This window comes from Streptomyces showdoensis (assembly GCF_039535475.1).
In the GTDB taxonomy this organism is placed as follows: domain Bacteria; phylum Actinomycetota; class Actinomycetes; order Streptomycetales; family Streptomycetaceae; genus Streptomyces; species Streptomyces showdoensis.
Map to the genome: position 1 here is coordinate 1 of NZ_BAAAXG010000016.1, position 20902 is coordinate 20902.

Here is a 20902-nt window from a genome sequence, read left to right on the forward strand (position 1 = left end):
GAGAGAAGATACACCTCACGTGTGATATGCGGCCGCTTGCGGCATCTGCACATCCCCGACATGGCGCGGTCCGGCTGGGCCAGTTCAAACCGCGCCCTGAAGCAAATGGAGCGTCTCCCGGCCGGCCCGATCGTACGGACGTCCGGGCTATTGCCAACGCCGCGGACTGTGACCACATCAGCGAGCTGGTGACTAGAGAAGCCTGACCACGGCGGATCTGGGCTGGGACCTCACCCGCAACAGCCCAGCCAGTCTCGTACGGCTCACAACGCGCCCGCGCGGACCCCGGTCGTCGCCCTCGCCGACGGAGGCCACTCCTCCGACGGCGACATGATCACCGCGCGTTCAAGCTGCTCGGGCTCGGGACGCGGTGGTCGGCCAGCGCACCTGGGGCGCGTCGTCGGCGAAGACGGGGCCGCAACACGGCTCGGCGACAGTGCACCCAGATCACACCCGTGACGCATTGGGAACACTCGGCCTGGTTTCCCCGAAGTACGGCTGGCACGAGAACCACGGGTGAGCCCGGAACCCCTCACAGCTCTGCGCCACCGATCGACTGGGCGAGGGGCGATTAACGACCAGCTCGACGACGCCGTAGCACATCGCCCTGCGCACCGCTCGACGAGACCCCCGCCGCGTAGCCCACCCGGCTACGAGGAGGCTGCCGCGACCCACTCCCGGCCGAAGTGCCGCCGAGGTCCAGCTCGTAGACCACATCCCCCAGGCATCAGCCACGAAAGCCCCCGCTGCCCCCGCGGGCCGACTGGCAGGGTCACCTACCGACACCACGCAACCAAAGCCGACCCGGCACACAAAGCACCGCCCGAACGGACCCATTGCCGAGGGTCGTTTCGCGGTGAGCCGGCTCAGCCCGTATCCCCGAGGCCAAACCGGCACAGCTCGCGCACCCAGGGTCGCGAGCCACCGCCCACGAGTGGCCTTCTCCGACGAGCCGGTACACCGAAAGCTCCCGCGCCCTGCACGTCCATGGTCCACCAGGTTGAACCGGCCGAGGATATCCCCGTCCCGCGACCAGCACGTGGAAGGCGATCCCCCCGCTCTCCGCTCGTCGAGCCAGCGCCCACGGTGGCCCCCGGCGTCGAAGCCTCGAAGTACACGCGTCGCCACGGTCGGGCACGAGGCGGCGAAGAAAGGCCCTGTTCCCCAGCATCGAACGCGAGAGGGCGGCCGCGTGGTGGATCGCAGTCGTTCGAGTACGGGCATGGGCCACAGTACGGAAACCCCGCGAGGGGCGCCGCCCCCGGTTATGGACCCCGCCCCGGCCGGAAACCGCGAAGGCGCACCCGGCGTCCCGGCTATGCGCCTTCATCACAGAACGGCGGTAAGGCGCTCGTGTCCCGGTCTAGTCGGTCCTCGGCCTCACGATGGGCGTCGTCGAGAGACCCTGCCAGCGATCCTTAGCCCCGCGCGGCGCGCTGGGACGACTGTCCTTCTTCGAACGCATGCTCTTGGCCTGTCGGCACGATTCTCCCGCTTGCCTTGTCCGGAACTGGTCCATTTATGCCCATAAGGTTCACTCCAGAAGGGGGTCCGCCGGGCGCGACCCGACGGGTGATCGAGCAGTTCGCGCACCGCCCGGCAACCCCGGCCGACACCGGCGAACAGCTCGCCGTGCTCACCCCGCGGGAACGCGAAGTGACCCGCCTGATCGCGACCGGCCTGTCCAACGAACAGATCGCTGCACAGCTCTTCATCAGCCCGTTCACCGCCAAGACCCACGTCACCCGCGCGATCTCCAAGCTCGGCGTCCGTGACCGCGCGCAACTGGTCATACTCGCCTACGAGACAGGCCTGGTCCTCGCCGGAGGTCGGCAACACCCGGACCAGCAGGCATCGAACGGGACCTGACCGAGACGCGCCCCGAAGTGGTGGACACCCGCCGCTCGTTCACCTCTAAGTCCGCTCAGCCCTGCGGGCGGCGTACGCATCACCTCAAGGGGCTCAGACGAAACCCTCCTCAGGGTTTCGTGCAGCGCCCGGCCCTCGTCCCCGCCTGCCCACGGGCGATCCGGTTCCGGGCTGTCACTGGCCGGCGGCGAGAGCGGCTTTGAGGTAGGCGCCGCCTTGGCGGATGGCGGCTTTGGTGGGCGGACTGTCGCGGAGAGCGTTGAGCGACGCGAAGTCGTGGACCGTTCCGAGGTAGCGGACGGCGGTCACGGCCACGCCTGCTTGCCGTAGCCGGCATGCGTACTGTTCCGCCTCGTCCCGGACGACGTCGGCCTCGGCCGTGACGACCAGTGCGGGAGGCAGGCCGGCGAGTTGGGCGGCTGTCGCCCGCAGCGGGGCGGCCGTGGCTTGCGCAAGTTCCCCGTCGTCGTCCGTGTACTGCTGCCAGTACCACTCCAGGGCCTTGGTGGTGAGGAGGTAGCCGGACCCGAAGTGTGCGCGCGAGGCGGTGTCGCAGTGCGGGGCGGTCGTCGGGTAGTAGAGCAGTTGTGCGCGCAGGCGGGGACCGCCGCGTTGCTTGGCCATGAGGGTGAGCGCCGTGGCCATGGTGGCACCCGCGCAGTCGCCGGCCACCGCCAGTCTCCGAGCGTCCAGGGCGAAGTCCGGGGCGTTGTCGGTCAGCCAGGAGAGGACGGCGTAGAGCTCTTCGAGCGCTACCGGGTACCGGGCCTCGGGAGTGCGCGTGTACTCGGGAACCACGAACATGGCCTCACTGGCGGTCACGAGTTCGCAGATCATCCGGGTGTGGGTCTGTGCGTCGCCGAGCATCCACCTGCCCCCGTGGACGTAGAGGACCATGGGGAGGGGGCCGCTCCGCGCCGCGGGGCGGAAGGTCCAGAAGCCGACCAGTCCGGAGGGGCCGACAGGTGCCGCCCAGAACTCGGTGTCCACCCCGAAGTCGTCGAACAGGCGCCCCTGGGCTTCCAGGAGTGCTTCGCGGCCGTCGACCGGGCCGAGTTGATGCAGGTACGGCGGGTCCGCCGAGGCGTCGACCAGCTTCTGCACGACGGGGTCGAGGACCACGGCCGGGCGGTCGGGCCCGCCTCCGTCGGTGGCGGGCTCGTCATCCACGCGCCTCACCTCTCATTCCTCGTAGCGAACGGAATCCTGTGTGCCGGACGGCTTGCGTTCGGTCACTGGGCAGCGAGGACGTCACGCAGCTGGTGGCGGCTGCTGACGCCGAGTTTCGGATACACCTGGTAGAGATGCGAGCCGATCGTGCGGGGGGACAGCTGGAGCCGCTCCCCGATCTCCTTGTTGCCCAGGCCCTGCGCGGCCATCCGTACAATCTGCTGCTGCTGAGCGGTCAGTTCCGCCAGTGGATCGGGTCGGTCGGACGGTGCGGCGACACCGCTCGCCCGAAGCTCGGCGCGCGCCTCGTCGGCCAGAGCGGCGGCACCGAGCCGGGAGAACGCCTCCATGGCCGAGGCCAGGATCGGGCGGGCATCCAGTGGGCGCCGGCGTCGGCGCAGCCACTGGGCGTAGTGCAGCCGGGCCTGCGCACGGGCGAGCGGCCACTGGTCGCCGGCCGGGTTGACCAGCGCCAGCCGGAAGTGGTGCTCAGCCTGCGCGGGGTCGCCGACCAGCGCGGTGGCGTGGTGCAGGAGCAGCGTCATGCGGGTGGTCGGATGAGGCCGCAGTGCCGTGCGTACCGCCGCGACGACGGGCTCGACCTCCGTCTGCCGGCCGGTCCGCTGGGCGGCGGCGGCGAGGTCGACGATGGATGCCTGAGAGAGGAAGTAGTGCAGGGGGGTCCCGTCGTGGTGAAACAGCCGCCGGAAGTGGCGCAGCGCCCCGTCGTGGTCTCCCGCCGCCGCGGCGACGGTGCCTGCCGCGCGCAGCAGGCGTGCGTGGGTGGCGGTGTTCTCCTCCAGGTCGAGCGCCGTCCAGGCGGGGTCCGTCAGGATCCCGGCGCCGGTGGAGTCTCCTCGCAGGGCTTGGAGCGTGACGCGGAGGGCTTCGATGTCGACTTCGATGTGCTTCATCTTCTGGACGGCCGCCAGGGTCGCCGCCTCGTCCAGGAGCTCGTCGGCCTCCGCCCAGCGCCCGACGTCGATCAGGGCGGAGCCCATGGCCGAGAGGGCGATCGCGCCCGTTCCGATGGCTCCGTAGGAGCGGAGCATGGCGAACGCCCGACGGAAGGTGTCCACGCACAGGTCGGACTCGTCGGCCCACCAGGCGACCGCCCCCAGCGTCTGGAGTCGGATCATCTCCGCGATGCCCGTCAGCGGCTCCAGCAGGCTCGGCCGCCTGGTTCGGCTCAGCAGGGCGGGGGCGTTCGCGACCGGGTCCGCTTCGCAGAGGATGACGGCCCGCAGGGCGTTGACGGCCTCGTCCGCGACCAGCTCGGAGTAGGGCGTACTGACGGTACCGGTCTCGATGGCGTCGAGGAGGGGAACCAGGGGGCGCCTGACCTCGGGCAGGCCCGACTGGAAGGCGACCGCGCCGATCACGGCGGTGACCGCGAGGGTCGTCCTGGCGTCCTGCGGCAGGTCCGGTTCCAGGGCGCCCATCAGGAGCTGGAACGCCTCCCGCTGATGGCCGGACATGGAGAGAGCCAGACCGGCCCCGTTCACGGCGACGCCGAGCAGGTCGCGGTCCTCGGTCAGGGCGGTGACCTTGGCGTAGAGCTCGCGTACCCAAAAAGTGTCGCCCGCGTTGTTGGCGGCTCGCAATGCCTTGGCGTAGCGGCGTGCCCGATCCTCGGGGGCGGGACTGCACTCGGCGGACCGTTCCAGGGCTCGTGCGGCCGCGTAGAACCCGCCACGCTGTTCGACGAGTTCGGCGGTGTCCTCCAGCGTCGCCGCCACGGATTCGTCCTGGCCGATGCAGGCCGCGGCCAGGTGCCAGGCCTGGCGCGCCGGATCGTCCTTGTGCGCGGCCGCGAGGTCGGCGTGCGCCTGTTGGCGCAGGTGTGCCGGGGCGCTCTGGTAGGCGCCCGCGCGCACGAGCGGGTGGCGGAAACCCACCTGGCGACCCGCGATCGTGATCAGCCCGGCCTCCTCCGCTGACGCCCATACGGACAGGTCCGCGTCGACTCCCGCCGCGGACATGAGGGTCTGCAGGTCCTCCTGGTCCGAGGAGGCAGCCGCGTAGAGCACCATCCGCTGGGTGACGGCCGGCAGCGCGCGCAGCTGGGCGGCGAACATCTCCTGGATCCGCTGGGTCCGGGGCAGTCTGCCGTCGGCCTGGCCGAGAGGGCTGCCCGACCGCACGGAACGGCACAGTTCGATGATGGCGAGGGGATTGCCGTCGGCCTGGTCCAGAACCTCGGTCCGGGCCCTGCCGGTGGGGGAATCGGGCTGTGCGTCCAGCAGGCGGGCCGCTGCTTGGACCGTCAGCGGTCCCAGTGACAGGACGGGCAGGTGTGCGACGGCGGGGTCGGGAGCCGTCAGCCCCCTGGCTGCGAGGAGAACCGTCACCGGCTCGGCTGCGAAACGGCGGAGCACGAACCCCAGGACGTCGAGGGAGTCCCGGTCGAAGAGCTGAACGTCGTCGCCCAGCATCACGACGGGCCGACGGCGTGAGGCCTCGGCCAGCAGCGTGAGGACGGCGACGCGCAGCACCATCGGTTCTGCGGGTCTGGTGATCGGGGCGAGGCCGAACGCGGTCTCCAGAACCTCCCGCAGATGGCCGGGGAGATCGGCAGCGCCTGGAATGAGCGGAAGCAACAACTGGTGGAGGGCCGCGAACGACTGCTCCGACTCGCCGTCGAATCCTCGAGCCGTCAGGACCTGCGCTCCGGTCTCCCGGGCGTGCTCGGCCGCGACGTCCAGCAGCGAAGTCTTGCCGCTCCCCGCCTCGCCGGTGACGAGCAGGGCTCGCGGGGTGCTGCGACCTCGCGCGATCGCGTCCAGGATCCGGTCGACTTCCGTTTCCCGGCCCGTGAGCCCGCCCACGGGCTCCGGTCGGCTCGTCGTGCTCTGCCTAATTCCCACGGTGCGCCGCCGTTGACGACGGCCGGGGAGCGGGCACGCAGCCAGACCCGGTCGGCTCGTTCATGGTGTGATTCCCCCGTATCGGCAGCATCGGAAGTGCACCGCGCTCCCGGCTCCGCCAACCGGAAGAAAGAACATACTATTGCCTCATCGGGGGCCATGAATTGAGGCCCATTCTGCCGAGACGCCAAGACGAGTCCCCACGCGTGAGGCGTGGAGACGGCACGTATGACGTGGAGTCGGAGTGGCGCCCTGGGACGAAGGCTGCTCGCCCCAGCGGAACGTGACCCGCTGCCGGGCGTGAGGAACGGACCAGTCGACCGACTGATGCGCCCGCCCCGGTCTCCCGGCAGGCTGGGGCACAGCCAGATCCGATCTGCAGTCCGGCCCCGACGAGCGGGTTCCACGCCGGCGGCGCAGGCGAGCGACGCTCGTACGGATCTTCAACCGCGTGCCCGTCCCAGGAGGAAGTCCGTGCCCACTGTTCTCTCCACCGCGCCGCTGACAGCTGCCGACCGGGCGGAGCGCTGGCACGAGGTGGTCTCCGGCACCTTCATGCCGATGGACGTGAATCTGCTGGAGCGGGAGCCGTCGCCCGGAAAGATCGTCAGCAACCGGCTCGGCACCCTGGACATCTCCCGTGTTCAAGCGGGACCACAGGTAGTGAGGCGCACCAAGCGCCACATCGCGCGTGACGATCGCGCGTCGCTCATCGTCAGCCTCCAGCAACGGGGCACCGCGACGAAGGAGCAGGACGGGAGGGAAACCGTCATAGGGCCGGGTGAATTCTCCATCAGTGACTCGTCCCGTTTGTTCAGGATCAAACTCGAAGAGGAATTCGCCTTCACCTCGTTCCATTTCCCTCGCGAAGAACTTCCCGTGCGGGACGCGGATCTGCGGGCGCTGACCGCCACCACCTTCACCGGCGAGGAGGGCAGCGCCGCACTGCTGGCGACCTATCTCGCGCGCGTGGCGCGTGAAGCCGAGGGGTTCGACGAGGGTGTCGGCCGCCGGGTCTCCGCCACCGCGCTCGATCTGATGGTGATGCTCATCGACGAGCGCCGCGGACGCTCGGCTTCCGAGGGGTCGCCTGTCGCCGCCGCCTCTCTTGAGCGCGTGAAGGAACACGTCCTGCGCAACCTCGGTGATCCCGACCTGTCACCGTCCACGATCGCCGACGCGCATTTCATGTCGGTCCGCTACCTGCACAAACTGTTCCAGCTCGAGGGCCAGACCTTGGGAGGGTGGATCCGGACGCAGCGACTCGAGCGGTGCCGACGGGAACTCCTCCGGCCCAGGGCCGCGCAGGCGGGGGTGGCGGCAATCGCCCAGCGCTGGGGTTTCGTGAGCCCCAGTCATTTCAGCCGGGTCTTTCGCGCGGCCTACGGTATGACGCCGCGTGCATGGCAACTCCAAGGTCGGTCCGAAGCACACTGCGGTGACAGCCACGGTGCGCCGACGGAAAAGTGACCCGTGGTGGCCGCCTCTAGCGTGGTGATCAGGAAGGTGTTCCCCCTCGCGAGGAGCTGCGGATGTCTGATGCGACGACTCGTGTCGAGCCCTTGCTCGAACCCGAGGCCCTGGCGTTCGCCGCGGCGACGGCCCACCCGCCGTACCTGTTCACCCTGGATCCGGTCGAAGGCCGCAAGGCCGTGGACGAGGTCCAGTCGGCTGAGGTCGAACTCCCGGCGGTCGACGAGGAGTGGGTCACCGTCGTGGGTGGCCCCACCGGCCGTGTCCGGGCGAGGATCGTGCGGCCGACGGGATCCACCGGTCCGATGCCGGTGATCCTCTACCTCCACGGCTCCGGATGGGTCTTCGGCAACGCCCGCACCCACGACCGGCTGGTCCGCGAGCTGGCGGTGGGCGCCCGTGCCGCAGTGGTCTTTCCCGAGTACGCCCTCTCACCGGAAGCCCGCTACCCGGTGGCCATCGAGCAGAACTACGCCGTCGCCCGGTGGATCGCCGCCCAGGGGGCCGACAAGGATCTGGACGGGACGCGACTGGCCGTGGCCGGCGACTGCGTGGGAGGCAACATGAGCGCGGCGCTGACGCTGATGGCCAAGGAGCGCGGCGACGTGGTTCTGCTCCAGCAGGTCCTGTTCTACCCGGTCACCGACGCGAGCTTCGACACCGACTCCTACCACCAGTTCGCCGTCGGCCACTTCCTGCGCCGCGACGCCATGCAGTGGTTCTGGGACCAGTACGCCCCCGGCGAGGCGGACCGCGCTCAGATCACCGCCTCCCCGCTGCGGGCCACCACCGACCAGCTCCTCGGCCTACCGCCGGCGCTGATCATCACCGCAGAGGCCGACGTCCCGCGCGACGAGGGCGAGGCGTACGCCGCCAAGCTGCGCGCCGCGGGCGTAGCCGTGACCGCCGTCCGCGTCCAGGGCGTCATCCACGACTTCGTGATGCTCCACGCTCTGCGCCCCACGCAAGGGGCCCGGACCGCCATCGCTCTGGCCGTCGACACCCTCCACGGCGCGCTCCACCCGGCCTGACCCGCTGCGAGCGGCACGGGTCGGCCGACCTCGGACGCGGGATCCTGCCGACTCCGGGTCCCAGGTCCCCCGCTGCGGTTACCCGGGGCGGCCGGCGCAGAGAGATGTACGCGGACTGCTCCGACTGGCGCGCCCCGGTGGTGGGGGTCCTGACGGCGGCCGAGGCTGGCCTGGCGGTGGACGGCCCCGCCGCACGGGGTGCGCGGAGCCGCGCCGCATCGTCGTCGGGTCTCGGCGCGGCCGAGGTCCTCGGAAGGACGGGACCACATGGCGGAACAGGACGTCGGAACAGACTGCCTGCCGTTCGCTCGCGGGAGCGGCAGGCGCGTACGAAGGCGGAGGCTGCGGTCCCGCGCGCCACGTCCCGCCCGGCGGTCGCCCGCCGGGACGGTGGTCGTCGCGGCCGGTCTGGCACTCCTGGGCGCGGTCGGCACGACGCCGAGCGGTGCCGTGTCGCCCCCCGCCGTCGAACCCCGTCCGGGAGGTCCGGCACGGTTCGTCCCCGGTCCCTGCCCGGCCACGCCCGAGCCGGTCCCCGGAGACTGCGGAACCCTGGAGGTGCCCGAGAACCGGGCCCACCGCGACGGACGGACCATCAGGCTCACGGTCGCCGTCGTTCCGGCCGTGTCGGCGGCTCCGGCGCAGGACCCGGTGGTGTTCATGGAGGGAGGCCCCGGCGGCGAGGCGATCAGCGCCATCCCCTTCCTGGTCGGCTCCGGCGTGAACCGGGACCGCGACCTGATCGTCATGACCCAGCGCGGAGCGCTGTACTCGCAGCCGAACCTCGCCTGCCCGGAGATGGACCGGTTCAACGCGAAGGCCGTCGGGCTGCGCTACGACGCACCCTCGACCGGGCGGCTCCTGGTGCGCGCCGCGGAGGAGTGCCGGGACCGTCTGACGGCGGACGGAGTCCGGCTGAGGAACTACAACACCACCGAGAACGCCGCGGACTTCGCCGACCTGCGCACGGCACTCGGCATCAGGAAGTGGAACGTCTACGGCTACTCCTACGGGACCGACCTGGCCCTCACCTATCTGCGCCGGTACCCCGAGGGGATCCGTTCGGTGACGATCGACTCGGTCGTGCCGCCGCAGATCGTGAGCCTGCCCTGGGCCTGGGACAGCGCGCAGGAGGGAATCCGTGCGATCTTCGCGGCATGCGAGGCCCAGCCGGCCTGCAAGAGCCGCTACCCGGAGCTCTCCCGCACGCTGACCGAGCAGGTCCGGCGCCTTGAGGCGAACCCCTTGAGGCTGACGGTGCAGCCGCCCGGAGGCGGCGGTCCGGTGAAGGTCGTCCTCGACGGCGGCACGCTGGTCAACCTGCTGGTCTCGGACGGCGGCGCCCTGCCGTCGGTCGACGTCCCCGCGGCACTCGACGAACTCGCCCACGGGAACCCGGAGCGCTTCGCCCGGGCCCAGGCGGCCGGCGCGACGCCCGCCATCGGCGAGTTCGCGCACGGTCTGACCCACTCGGTGGCGTGCGGCGAATGGGCGCCGGGCTTCACGAAGGCCGACGTCCTGGAGGCCGGGCGCCGGGCGTTCCCCGGCTGGCCGGACACGGTCCTGGCCCACGCGCCGCAGCTCCCCTTCGAGTACGACCTGTGCCGCGTCTGGAACGTCCCGGACCGCACCGCGATCCAGCGGGTGGCCACCTTCAGCACGGTGCCGACCCTGATCATCTCCGGAACCTTCGACGCGAAGACGGGGGCGAGCTGGGGACCGTACACCGGCCGTACGCTGCCCCGCTCGACCGCCGTGCCGATCCCCGGGATCGGCCACTTCGTGGTCCCCCAGTCGCCGTGCGCGCAGCGCGTCCTGGCGTCCTTCCTCACCCGTCCGTCCGCGCCCGACACCGGCTGCGTGGCAGGACTCACGCCGGCATCCTTCACCATCACACCCAAGCTGGAGACCCGATGACGTCCCCCACCCCGCGCCGGCCCGCGCGTCCCTCGCGCCGGCTCCCGGCCGTGCTGGCCGGAGCCACGGCCGGCGCCCTCGTCGTCGGCCTCGCCGCGCTGCCCGCCCGGGCCGAGTCCGGCGCCGGAGCGCCGCTCGGCACGGTTGCCCGGACGGCGGGCGGCGGCCACTTCGAGCCGGGCCCCTGCCCGAGGACGGCGGACCCGATCCCCGATCTGGCGCGCGCGCACTGCGGAACGCTCACCGTGCCCGAGAACCGTTCCCGCCGCCACGGGCGAAGGATCACCCTCGCGGTCGCGATCATCCCGGCGGTGGGCAGGAGACCGGCGTCCGACCCGATCGTGTGGCTCGCGGGCGGGCCGGGTGACGACGCGGTCTCCGAGATCCCGATGGCGGTCGCCGGCGGCCTGAACCGCGACCGCGACGTGATCTTCATGTCCCAGCGCGGAACCTACTCGGCCGACCCGCAGCTCACCTGCCCGAACGTCGACGAGTTCGCCGCGGACTCCCTCGGCCTCGCCTTCGGCGCGCCGTCCACCGGACGCCTGCACGTCCGGGAGACGAGGAAGTGCCGGGACCGGGTGGTCAACCGCGGGGCCGACCCCAGCGCCTACGACGGACCCGAGAGCGCCGCGGACTACGACGCCCTGCGCAAGGCACTCGGCATCATGCAGTGGAACGTGTTCGGCATCTCGTACGGCACCAACCTGGCGCTCCACTACATGCGCCTGCACCCGGAGGGCATCCGCTCGGTGGGCATCGACGGCGTGCTGCCGCCTGCTCTGTCCGGCGGGGCCGTGACGTGGAAGGCCGCACGCGAGGGCTACGACGGCCTGTTCAGGGCCTGTGAGGAGCAGCCCGCCTGCAACAACCGCTACCCGCACCTCAAGGGCACGTTCGAGCGCCTCGTGAGCGAGGTCGAGGCACGACCGGTCACCACCAGCGTCACGGTTCCCGGCCGGTCCCGGCCGGTGAAGGTCGTGCTGGACGGCGGAGTCCTGGTGAACTGGCTGGCCTCGGCCACCCATGTGGCGGCCGGAGTGCCCCGCTCCATCGACGAGCTGGCCCACGGCAACCCGCAGCGGATCGCCGCGCAGTGGGCGGGCGGCAAGCTCAGCCCGCAGGCAATCGGAAGGACGTCCCACGGGCTCGCCTACGGCGTGTTCTGCAGGGAGTGGACACCGTACGAGAGCGAGGCCGACATCGTCCGGGCGGGGCGGCGCCTGTTCCCGTCGTTCCCCCGCTCGGTACTGGTCAACGCTCCGTTCCTCTCCTGGCTCCACCCGGACTGCCGCGCCTGGGACGTCCCCCCGGCGGACCCCTCGGTCCGGCAGCGGACGTACAGCGACATCCCGACCCTCGTCCTGTCCGGCGGGTTCGACGCGCAGACCGCTCCGAGCAACGGGGCGTACGCCGCCCGGACGCTGAGCCGGTCGACCGCCGTGACGGTTCCGTACGTCGCGCACGTGGTCTTCGCCGACTCGACGTGCGCGCAGACGATCACCGTCGCGTTCTTCGACCGTCCGGGCGCGCCGGACACGCGTTGCCTCGCGGGGCTCCGGCCGCCCACGTTCGAGATTGCGCCGTAGACCGCCCTACGGCGTGCTGAAGAAGGTCATATCTGTGCAGTTCGAGGCTGATTTCGGGCCGGGCCGGTCATGTGGCGAGGGCGAGGACGTACCTGTGCGCGTCCTGAAGGATGATCAGCAGGATGGTGATGATGAGCCAGGCCGCCCTGTGCCAGGCCGTGATACGGCTCCCGGCCTCGGGCCTTGAGACCGGCCCGGCGGGTTCGCTGATCGAGTGGGCAGGGCCCAGATGGCCACCTGCCCAGCGCTATTGGATCAGGTCCGTGTGCGGATGATCTGGGGAGGTCGGGCAGACGTAAAGCTGCAGATGGTTGCCTTGAGAAACCTGAACCCTGGGCGAGTTCGTCACGCCGGCTTTGGGAATCTCGGCAAGGGCTCGGTCTTCGTACGGGATCCAGCCGTGATTACTGCTGTCCCATTCGTTCGAGGAGATGGTGAGCAGCGGGGCCATCCTCGAGTCACACACGGTGCAGAATCGGGCGACGGGATCGGTAAGACCCCAGGGGGGCCAGCCGCCGACCTTCCAGCCGGGAGCCACGGACAGCTCGCTAGTGTAGAACGCTTCGGGGTAGGGGGCGTACGAGCTGTCCACACCGCTCCCCGCTGCCTGCCACCTGCTCCAGTCGCCCAACTGGTGCCGCAACTCGTCGGTCAACTCGAGCAGGTTGGGGTATTCGGCGACCTGTTCCGGAGCGAGCACGCACGGCTCTGGTACGTACTCGTCGTACTCCACCGCGAACGTCTTTGGTGGCGTGGCGAGGATGTCGGTGACATCGGTCGAGGATCGCCAGAACAGCGCGGTCGGCGGCTTGTGCTCCGGCGGGTGCTCGCAGGGGCACCACAACACCTGGAGCAGGTCAGCCTGCCCGGGCGGTCGCAGCAGGGGTACGTCGCGTACGTACAACTGGAGCAGGGGCAGCATCGCGTTCGGTCCCTCGTGCCACCCTGCGGGCCAGTCGTCAACCCGGCCGTCGTGCCATTCGTGTACCTCCTGGCAGTACGGCCACGGTTCATCGGCGGGCCATAGAAATGGCCCGCCGACAGAGCTCTCGTGCGGTGCCGGTGACCCGGGGCGGGGATGCAGACGGGTCGCCGTGCGTGCCAGCGGGGCCAGTTGGGGGAACACCACTGCGACGTCGACCGTGCGTGGCGGGGTGGTACGGCTCATTCTGGCTCCCGATGGCGGTGATGCGGGGCTGGGGCTAGTTTCCGAGGTCCAGCAGTCCGGTGTTGCCCTTGGTGTTGGTGATGTAGATGTCCGGGAACAGCGGCTGCGAGGTTCCGTCCGAGCGCTCGACCCTGGCGGTCATGGTTACCCCCTGGGGAATAGTGCTGGAACTGTCCCGATAGTCGGGCGTCACCTGGTAGAAGACGGCGTCGTTGGGGCCGAGGATTCCGCCGTCCTTCGGTTCCTTCACGGCCTTCTGGGCGACGGCTTCGTAGGTTCGCATGCTGGGTGTTCCGGTGTTCATCCCGTACTGCCAGCAGGGGACGAGATTATCCGGTCCGCCATCCGCGGTTCCGCCCTTCCCGCCAAGAATGTTGGCTATCAGATGGCACCGGGCCAGCTGCGTCCCCGGCGAGTTCAGGCGGGCGAACTCCTGTGCGTCCTGCCAGCCCGTGATGTCCCCCGCTGCGGGAGAGCCGTCGCCGGTCGCCACGCCCAGGCAGGCCTGTGCCGTGGCCGCCCGAGTGCCAGGAGGACCGGGCGGCGTGGTGGTCTTGTTGACCTGCAGGACGGGATTCGTGCTGTTCCTGATCCACCCGTTGCCCGACGGCAGCGCTCCGGCTGGGGCATTGTTCAGGCAGGCGGCCTGCGGCTCGGCAGTCGAACCCGAGACATCGACCTTGAACTGTTCGGCTTCCAGCACTCGCTGGCTTGTGTAGCCCTCGGAGAGCTGGCTCGCGGCAGCCTGCTTGTCCGCGGCTGGGACGTGGGCGCGCAGGCAAGGCGCGTTCGCATCTCCCTTGAGTTCGTAGATGTCCCACCCGCCGGTGCTGTAGCTCGGGATGACCTCGGCACAGACAGCGCCGTCCAGTCCCCCTTCATGGGTGGCCGCGAAAGGGAATGCGTCACAGGTGTCCGTCGGGATGATGTCCGTGCGGGCCTTGAAGGATCCGCAGGTCCGAGCGGCTCGGGCATCCACGTCGTTCTTCGCCCGGGTCAGCGGCTTGGCCCGTCCCCAGCCGTCGGCGAGCTTGTTCTGCGCCCACAGGTAGCCGGCCGCTGCGGCCCCCGCGCCCGGGGCGCCCGGCGCATCGCTCATCCTGACGACCGGCATGACGCCGGGCACGACACAGCCGGGGGCAGGCGTGCCGGTGGGATTGGTGGTGTCCCGGACGGCGTCGTCGCAGCGGATCTTCTCCGGGTTGCTCCAGGAGGCGTTCGGGTCCGTGACCTGGGTACCCGGAGCGGTCACGTACATCTCGTACGACGTGGTGAAGTCGACCTTGGTGCCGGCGGCCGGGCTGGAGGAGTAGGACACGTTGCCGCTGGCGACCTTGCCCTTGATCAAGGTCCCGGTCGTCCCGAGCCACGGAGCGGGTTTGGTCACCGTGCAACCGGCTGTGCAGATGGCCCTGAACTTGACGTTCAAGGTGGTGACCGCCCCGGTTGCCTCCGTCATCGTGACCGTGACGAGTTCGTTCCACTTGGTGTCCGTGGCGGACAGGACGGCGCTGCTCGACACGTTGAGCGTTCCGGTGCCGATCACCTTGCCGTTGCTGTCCTTCAGCGTGTACAGAACGGTCAGGCCGTAGATGCAGTATCCGAAGCGGCCGAACCACCACTTGCCGGGGTCGATGATCGTGCACGAGCCCGAGTCGGCGGCGGAGGGCTGCGCAGCGAAGGCCCGTGGCCCACTCAGGGGCACGGGTGTGGTGCTCGTCGTGACGCAGGCCTGCACGGCGCCCGCCCTGCGCTCGCGGGATCCGGCCGGCGTGGGCTCGCAAGTCTCCTTGGAGCTCGCCTTGGCAGGGCGGGTCTTGGTCGGGGCGGGCAGGTGGGTCCGATCGCTCGAGGCGATTCTGCCGACCTTACGGAGGAACGAATCCGTCGACCGGCTCGATGGCGACGTTTCAGCATCATTCCGGGCGGGGGAAGTCTGCGAATCGGGCTGGATGGGCTGGCTACTGCCGGCAGTGGCGGTCCCGGCCGCTGCCGCCGTGAGAGTCACTACAAGGAGGAGGCTGGAAAGTATCCGTCTCGCGCGTGATGGAATCATGTCTTCTCTCGGTGGGAAGTCACCCCAGCGACACCTGATCGGCTACGCGATCAGGTGTCGCTGAACCGTCTGGTGAAACGTGCGAATTCACTCGGTACTGGGTTTCCGGCTCAGGCCTGTCCCTGATCGCTGTCGCAACGCGATGTGTGGGCGGGCCGACAGGAAGGGAATGCGCCCGGCCGAAATCAAAATGGGAAGGGTGAGGTTTCCCCCTCGGATCGGCCGACCTCGACGGAGACGTCACGGTCACGGCGGAAGCGGTGGCGCGCGGCGGGTGAGCCCTGAACCGCCCGCGTGCAAGAACGCGACGGCACTATCCGGGTGGGGCCGTCAGTCTCGGCCGACAGAGGAGGTGGGGTGCCGGCGGTGCCGCCCACGCCGCAGAACGGCATGAAGCAACGGAGCCCGCCTCGGACGGCCGAATCGGCGGCTGGTGTGGTTGCGACCGCCTGGGGCGGTGAGTTCGATCCTGGTCTCCCAGGTGCCGAGCCCGGAATTCGGTGCTCCTACCGGCTACCAGCCACCGATGCCAGCCCGGGCAACGTACGCCTGTCGTGTTCAGTGCGACCCCAGCGTGGTGCTCTGGTCACCTTTTCCGTGACGTCTCGCGCCGCGATCGTCACGGCGCGAGACATCATCCGGATCCGAGCGGAAACGGGCTAGCTGATGGACTGGATGGTGCCCCAGCCGCCGCTGCCGACCTCGATGCTCGGGCCGTCGATCGGGCCGTGGATGTCGGCGCCGCCCTTGTAGAACTTCAGGGTGCCGTCGCCGGCGGTCGCCCACAGGTCGGCGACCCCGTTTCGGTCGGCGTCTGCGGCTCCGGCGATCAGCGGCCGGTTGGTGACGGTGTAGCCGCGGCCGAACTCGGTGCGGTCGCTGAACGTACCGTTGGCCTGGCCGAGGTAGCTGTAGAAGATGCCGTCGCGGGTGTCACGGGCGAGGAGGTCGACGCGCCCGTCCTTGTCCGCGTCACCCGGGGCGGTCAGCGTCATGACGTTCCAGCCGCCCGTGCCGATGAGCAGCGGAGCGCTCACGGATGGGGTGGGCGCACTGGTGCCGGCGTATCGGTAGAGCTTGTCGTCGTAGGTGGCCAGGAGGTCGGGCTGGCCGTCGAGGGTGGTGTCGCCGACGCCGACGATGCGGGCGGTGGTGGGCAGCGTGCCGATCTTGATCGGTGCGGCGAGTGTTCCGTCGCCGCGGTTGGGGTAGACGCGCAGTTCGCCGCCGACGACGGCGACGATGTCCTCCATACCGTCACCGGTCCAGTCGCCGCGATGGGTCACCGAGGCGCCGCCCCACCCTCCGGTGCCGATCTGGATCCGGGCACCCAGCGCGCCGGTGCCGGTGCCCGGGTACAGGAAGAGCTTCCCGGTGTCCTCTACGGCGACGAGATCCGGCTTGTTGTCGCCGTTCATGTCACCCGCGACGGGGGTGACATTGCCGGTGATCCAGGTGCGTACGTCGTCGACGCGCGTGGCAACGGCGCCGGTACGGGTCTCGGTGGCGGGGGTGCCCAGGCAGCCGCCCTGCCAGGACCTGCTGGCGACCGCGACGAGCTCTCGGGTCTGGCCGTTGGTGCGCACGATCGGTCCACCGGCATCGCCCTTACATATCGCCGCGTCGCCGTCCGGGGCCAAGGTGACGTTCGCGGAGCTGTCTCCCGTGGCGGTGAACGCACCGGTGTGCAGCGTATCGGGGACCCAGGTGGTCTTCGTCTGGCCGAAGCCGGCCGCCGTGACGGCCTGGCCGGGCGTGACGGGGGTGGCGGCCAGGGCGAGGGGCTTCACACCGGCGACTCCGGCGTTCAGCTTGACCAGGACGAGGTCGCGGTTGGGGTGCGGGACGAGCTCCACGGCGCTGCGCACGGCGCCGGTCGTGGTCTGGGTCAGGTTGGTACGTCCGACGGTGACCGTGGTGGCGACGGCCGGCTTGCCCGCTGGGGGCTTGCCGTCGGCGGCGAAGCAGGAGGCCGCGGTCAGGACCCAGCGCTGGGAGACGAGCGTCCCGGTGCAGGCGCGCTCGGAGTCGCCGACGAGGATGCGAGCGGTGAAGTTGTAGGCCGCGTTGGCGTCGGGGCCCTGCAAGGCCTGGGAAGGGAAACCGACCAGGCTCAGGCCCACGGCACCGAAGGCGAGGGCGGCGGAGACCTGGGCGCGTCTCGTGAACTGTGACATGTGTTCTCTCCGAAAAGATGCTGAAGGTTTGAGCCGAGGCCCACAATCGAGCGTGGACGCCGGCCGGAGCCGGCCCCGGCCGGGCCGGAGGCGGGGCACGAGCTCAGTGGCCGGCGAGTCGGTCATCGGCGGGCGAACTCGGCGAGGACCGGGGACACGACGTCTTCGAAGACCTCGCCCGCCTTCTTCGCGACGGACTTCACGGCCGGGACGACGACGCCGCCGCCTCCGCGGGTGATGAGGTTGAGCGCGAACCCTCCGGCGGAATTCATGAACTCGCTGCTGGTGAATCCGTACTCGATGCCTGTGGCGACGACGCTGATGCCGCCGGCCACGAGCGAGATGCCCGCGAGGACGGCACCGATGGTGACGGTGATCGGCGCGGCCGGGAGGAAGAGGGATGCGACACCGAAGCCGGCCGCGAGAAGGCCGGTGGCCGTGCCGACCTTTCCGGCGGTGTCAGCCCACCACTTCGCGTCCTCCCACCACTGCTCCTCCTCGGTCTGCGATCCGTTCGGATTGACCTGGTCGTTCTGTGGAGCGTCGGATGGGTTGGTCTTGGTGTCCCGGTCCTTCTTCGCCTGTTCGGCAGCCTTGGCGGCCGCTTCCGCCACCTCGCGGGCGCGCACGTTGAGCTCGATCTGCCGGGCCTGACTCGCCGCGTTGGCTGCCGCGTTGGCGTTCTGGCCCGCCGTCACGGACGCATTGTGTGCGCTGGTCGCCGAGCCCCGGGCCTGGGCGGACGACGCCACGGCGCTGCGCGCGGCATCGATGGCGCGGTTGGCGGAGTAGTTCGCCGCGCGGGAAGCGCCCTGTGCGGTGGTGGCCGCGGTCTTGGCCTTGGCGGCGGACGCCTGGGCATCAGCCGCCGACTTGTCCGCGGCGTCGGCGTTGGCCTTGGCCTGCCCGGCGTAGGTGGAGGCCTCCTGGTTCGCGGTGACGGCCTTGGCCGCCCATTCCTGGGCCTCCTGACCTGCCTTGCGGGCGACCGCTGCGACCTCGGAGGCGAGGGCCGCGTCCCGCTGGGCCTCCAGCGCGACCTTGTAAGCGGCGGAAATCGCGCCCTTCATCGCCGATTGGTGGCTCAGGGAGTCGTGGTCGAGCTGGGCGGCCTTGTGCTGGAGGCTGTCGACCAGGACTCGCTTCATCCAGCCGGGCCCCTCCAGCGCGACCTCGGAGTACGAGCGGGTGTAGGGGCCGCCGGTGGTCAGCAGATTGGTGGCGGTGACGGAATCGTCCTCCCGCACCGCGGTCTCCAGCTCGGTGTCGAAGAACTTCTGAAGCGATTGCGGAGTGTTGGAGTTGAGGGCGTCGTTGCCCGCACGCGCGACGGCCTTTCCCGGATTCGCGTTCAGGATGCGGAAGATGTTGATGCGGTTCTCGGTCGCGCGGGCCCTCAGCACGCCTGACGTGTTGAAGTCGCCGACCGCCTGCGCGCTGCCGTTGGCCAGAGCCGCGGCGGCCGCGGCGGCGACCGTGGGGTCGGAGACCTGGGCGATGTACAGGGCGGTCTCGCGGTCGTCCTGCGCTTCGGCGAGCGAGCGGTCGAGGTCGATCCAGGAGTAGACGTCCCAGTCGCTGCCCGAGAGCGCGAACTGCGCCGCCTCGCGGGTCCAGGTGCCCTTCGCGTCGAGCAAGGCGATGGCGGCCTTGCGGCCGAGCGTGGCGGCGAGGTTCATATCGCCGCCGTTCAAAGCCTGCTCCGCCTGGGCGATCACGTCCCTGGTGGCCGCGTCCACCTGCTGCTGCTGGGCTCGCCTGCCGGCGGCGGCAGCCCGGTCGGCGGCGTCCGCCGCGGCCAGCACGGCCGCTTCCTGCACGGCCTGCTTCTTGTCCGCCTCCAGGTTGGCGAACTCGGCTTCGCGGGCCTTCTGCTCCACCTTCTCGGCGTCCATGACGGCCTTGGTGGCCGCATCGGCCGCCTTGACCGCCTCAGCGGCAAAGGCGGTGGACTTGTTGGCGAAGTCGATGGCCTGACCTGCGTACTTGACCGCCTCCTCGGCGGCGGCGGCCGCCTTCTCCGCGTGGTCGGCCGCCGCATTCGCCGCGTCACGGGAGGCGCGCGCCGACGTGGCCGCGGTGGTGGCCAGGGTCTGGGCCGCGACCGCGGCGTCGGTCGCCTGCTGAGCGGCGGTGCCGGCCAGCTGAGCCTGGTGCTTGGCCTCCGCGGCCTGCCCCTGAGCCGCGCCGGCCGCCGCTGCGGCCTGGGCGGAGGCGGTGGCGGCAGCGGCCGCGTTGCGAGCGGCCGAGGCGGCCGACGCACCCGCGCTGGCCGACTGCTGTGAGGCGATGGCGGCCTGGTCCGCCGCCGCGGCTGAGTTGCGCGCCTGGGCGGCCGCGTTGCGGGCCGCAACCGCGGCGTTCTTGGCTTCGCCACTCTTGGAGGCGTCCTTAGAGGCGGCGATGGCCGCGTTGTAGGCGCGGGAGGCAGCCGCTCCGGCAGTGGCCGCCGCCTGGGACGCGGCCGTGGCCGCCGAGGAGGCACGGCGCGAGGCCTCGACCGCCGCGTTCGAGGAGCGGATCGCCGTCTTGGCGGCCGAGGCCGCGCCCTGAGCGGCCGTGGCCGCCTTCGTCGCCGCGGCGGCCGACTTGGTCACGTTGTCCTTCGCCAGCGCCGCCTCGGCGGCGGCCGTATCCGCCGCCGCCTTGGCCTTGGCCGCGGCCGTGACGGCCCGTTCCGACGCCTCGACGGCGAGATCGGTCTTGGCCTGGGCGCGCTGCGCCTCGCGCATCACGACGGCTACGAGTTGCTCGATCGAGGCCGCCTCTTGGTCCCGGGCACGCGCGATGTGCTGGCCCGTGTCGAGGTACCACTGAATGTCGTCGGCGCTGCCACTGAGGGCACGGTTCGCGTACTTAGTGACCTCCGGCCCCGCATTGACGAGGCTCGCCGTGACCTCTATGCGCATGTCCTCGAGTCGTGCGGTGTACTGGCCGGTCGCCAGAAACGTCTCCAGCGCGCTCTGGGTGCCAGCGTCGATGGCGGCCGAGCCATCGCGTCTGACGGCCTTTCCACCGTTGTTGACCACCGCGAGAGTCGCGACACGGAGGTCTTCGGTGATGGCCGATCGATAGCCTGCCTGCACGAAGGCCGCGATGGTCGCGTCGCCTCCGTCGAGAGCAGCAGAGGCATCACGGCGGATGGCCTTCCCGCCACGGGCGAGGTACGAGAACACCGCGACGCGGTTGTCCTCCGCCGTCGTCTTGGGAAGCGCCTCGGTGAGGAAGACGGAGATGTCGCTGTCAGTGCCGCTCAGTGCCTGGCCTGCGGCGGCCCGGGTTGCCTTGCCGCCGAGCATGTAGGCGCGCACCGCTCGGGCCCGCGGAGTGTCGGGAAGGTCGAGCAGGCCGCCGGTTCCGCCGGAAGTGGCGGCCGCGCGAGCCGGTGGACTGAGGAAGGCTGGAGTGGAAGCGGCGGCCGCGGTGGCTGTCACGACGGTGACGAAACGCCGACGACTCCAGAAGGTTGTCTGCACGAAAGCACCTTCGTTCGGTCGAATGGTCCAGATGCCGGAGGGTCAGGGCACGCGAAGAGGACGCCCCCGAGGCGAGGGCTTCAAGACCGTCGGTTGCCCGTCGAGGGCG

Annotated in this window: 10 protein-coding genes and 1 pseudogene; 5 read left to right on the forward strand and 6 right to left on the reverse strand. The window is 70.5% G+C overall.

Translation table 11 applies throughout. From position 1 onward, the window contains the following. Positions 1 to 1554: 1554 nt before the first annotated feature. Positions 1555 to 1869, forward strand: a pseudogene (locus tag ABD981_RS10265) (response regulator transcription factor); the annotation flags it as partial. A 174-nt stretch (positions 1870 to 2043) separates the two neighbouring features. Here ABD981_RS10265 and ABD981_RS10270 read toward each other — a convergent pair. Next, positions 2044 to 3039 carry an alpha/beta hydrolase gene (locus ABD981_RS10270; RefSeq protein WP_205628197.1) on the reverse strand — a complete coding sequence of 332 codons (996 nt, stop codon included), beginning with the start codon at positions 3037 to 3039 and terminating at the stop codon, positions 2044 to 2046. A 62-nt stretch (positions 3040 to 3101) separates the two neighbouring features. Continuing rightward, entirely contained in the window at positions 3102 to 5867 is a 2766-nt protein-coding gene (locus ABD981_RS10275) for a helix-turn-helix transcriptional regulator (protein WP_123954613.1), read from the reverse strand. A gap of 513 nt (positions 5868 to 6380) precedes the next feature. Here ABD981_RS10275 and ABD981_RS10280 point away from each other — a divergent pair. The 4 genes from ABD981_RS10280 to ABD981_RS10295 all read left to right on the forward strand — a co-directional run bounded on the left by ABD981_RS10280 (position 6381) and on the right by ABD981_RS10295 (position 11916). Continuing rightward, positions 6381 to 7376 carry an AraC-like ligand-binding domain-containing protein gene (locus tag ABD981_RS10280; RefSeq protein ID WP_046908749.1) on the forward strand — a complete coding sequence of 332 codons (996 nt, stop codon included), beginning with the start codon at positions 6381 to 6383 and terminating at the stop codon, positions 7374 to 7376. Between the two features lie 62 nt (positions 7377 to 7438). Beyond that, positions 7439 to 8410 (forward strand): alpha/beta hydrolase, encoded by a 972-nt coding sequence (locus tag ABD981_RS10285; RefSeq protein ID WP_046908748.1) that lies wholly within the window; start codon positions 7439 to 7441, stop codon positions 8408 to 8410. Between the two features lie 558 nt (positions 8411 to 8968). Next, entirely contained in the window at positions 8969 to 10327 is a 1359-nt protein-coding gene (locus ABD981_RS10290) for an alpha/beta fold hydrolase (protein ID WP_046908801.1), read from the forward strand. Next, entirely contained in the window at positions 10324 to 11916 is a 1593-nt protein-coding gene (locus tag ABD981_RS10295) for an alpha/beta fold hydrolase (protein WP_046908747.1), read from the forward strand. Before ABD981_RS10290 ends, ABD981_RS10295 begins: the two co-directional genes overlap by 4 nt. 247 nt (positions 11917 to 12163) lie before the next feature. Here ABD981_RS10295 and ABD981_RS10300 read toward each other — a convergent pair whose 3' ends face one another. The 4 genes from ABD981_RS10300 to ABD981_RS10315 form a co-directional block, all read right to left on the reverse strand. Next, entirely contained in the window at positions 12164 to 13084 is a 921-nt protein-coding gene (locus ABD981_RS10300) for a hypothetical protein (protein WP_046908746.1), read from the reverse strand. A 34-nt stretch (positions 13085 to 13118) separates the two neighbouring features. After that, on the reverse strand, positions 13119 to 14822 hold the full coding sequence (locus ABD981_RS10305) for a DNA/RNA non-specific endonuclease (protein ID WP_240495283.1): 1704 nt from the start codon (positions 14820 to 14822) through the stop codon (positions 13119 to 13121). A gap of 977 nt (positions 14823 to 15799) precedes the next feature. After that, positions 15800 to 17317 carry a trypsin-like serine protease gene (locus tag ABD981_RS10310; RefSeq protein ID WP_165590953.1) on the reverse strand — a complete coding sequence of 506 codons (1518 nt, stop codon included), beginning with the start codon at positions 17315 to 17317 and terminating at the stop codon, positions 15800 to 15802. A gap of 122 nt (positions 17318 to 17439) precedes the next feature. After that, a complete protein-coding gene (locus ABD981_RS10315; RefSeq protein ID WP_131723883.1) occupies positions 17440 to 20793 on the reverse strand; it encodes an ALF repeat-containing protein in 3354 nt (1117 codons plus the stop codon). Between the last annotated feature and the right edge of the window lie 109 nt (positions 20794 to 20902).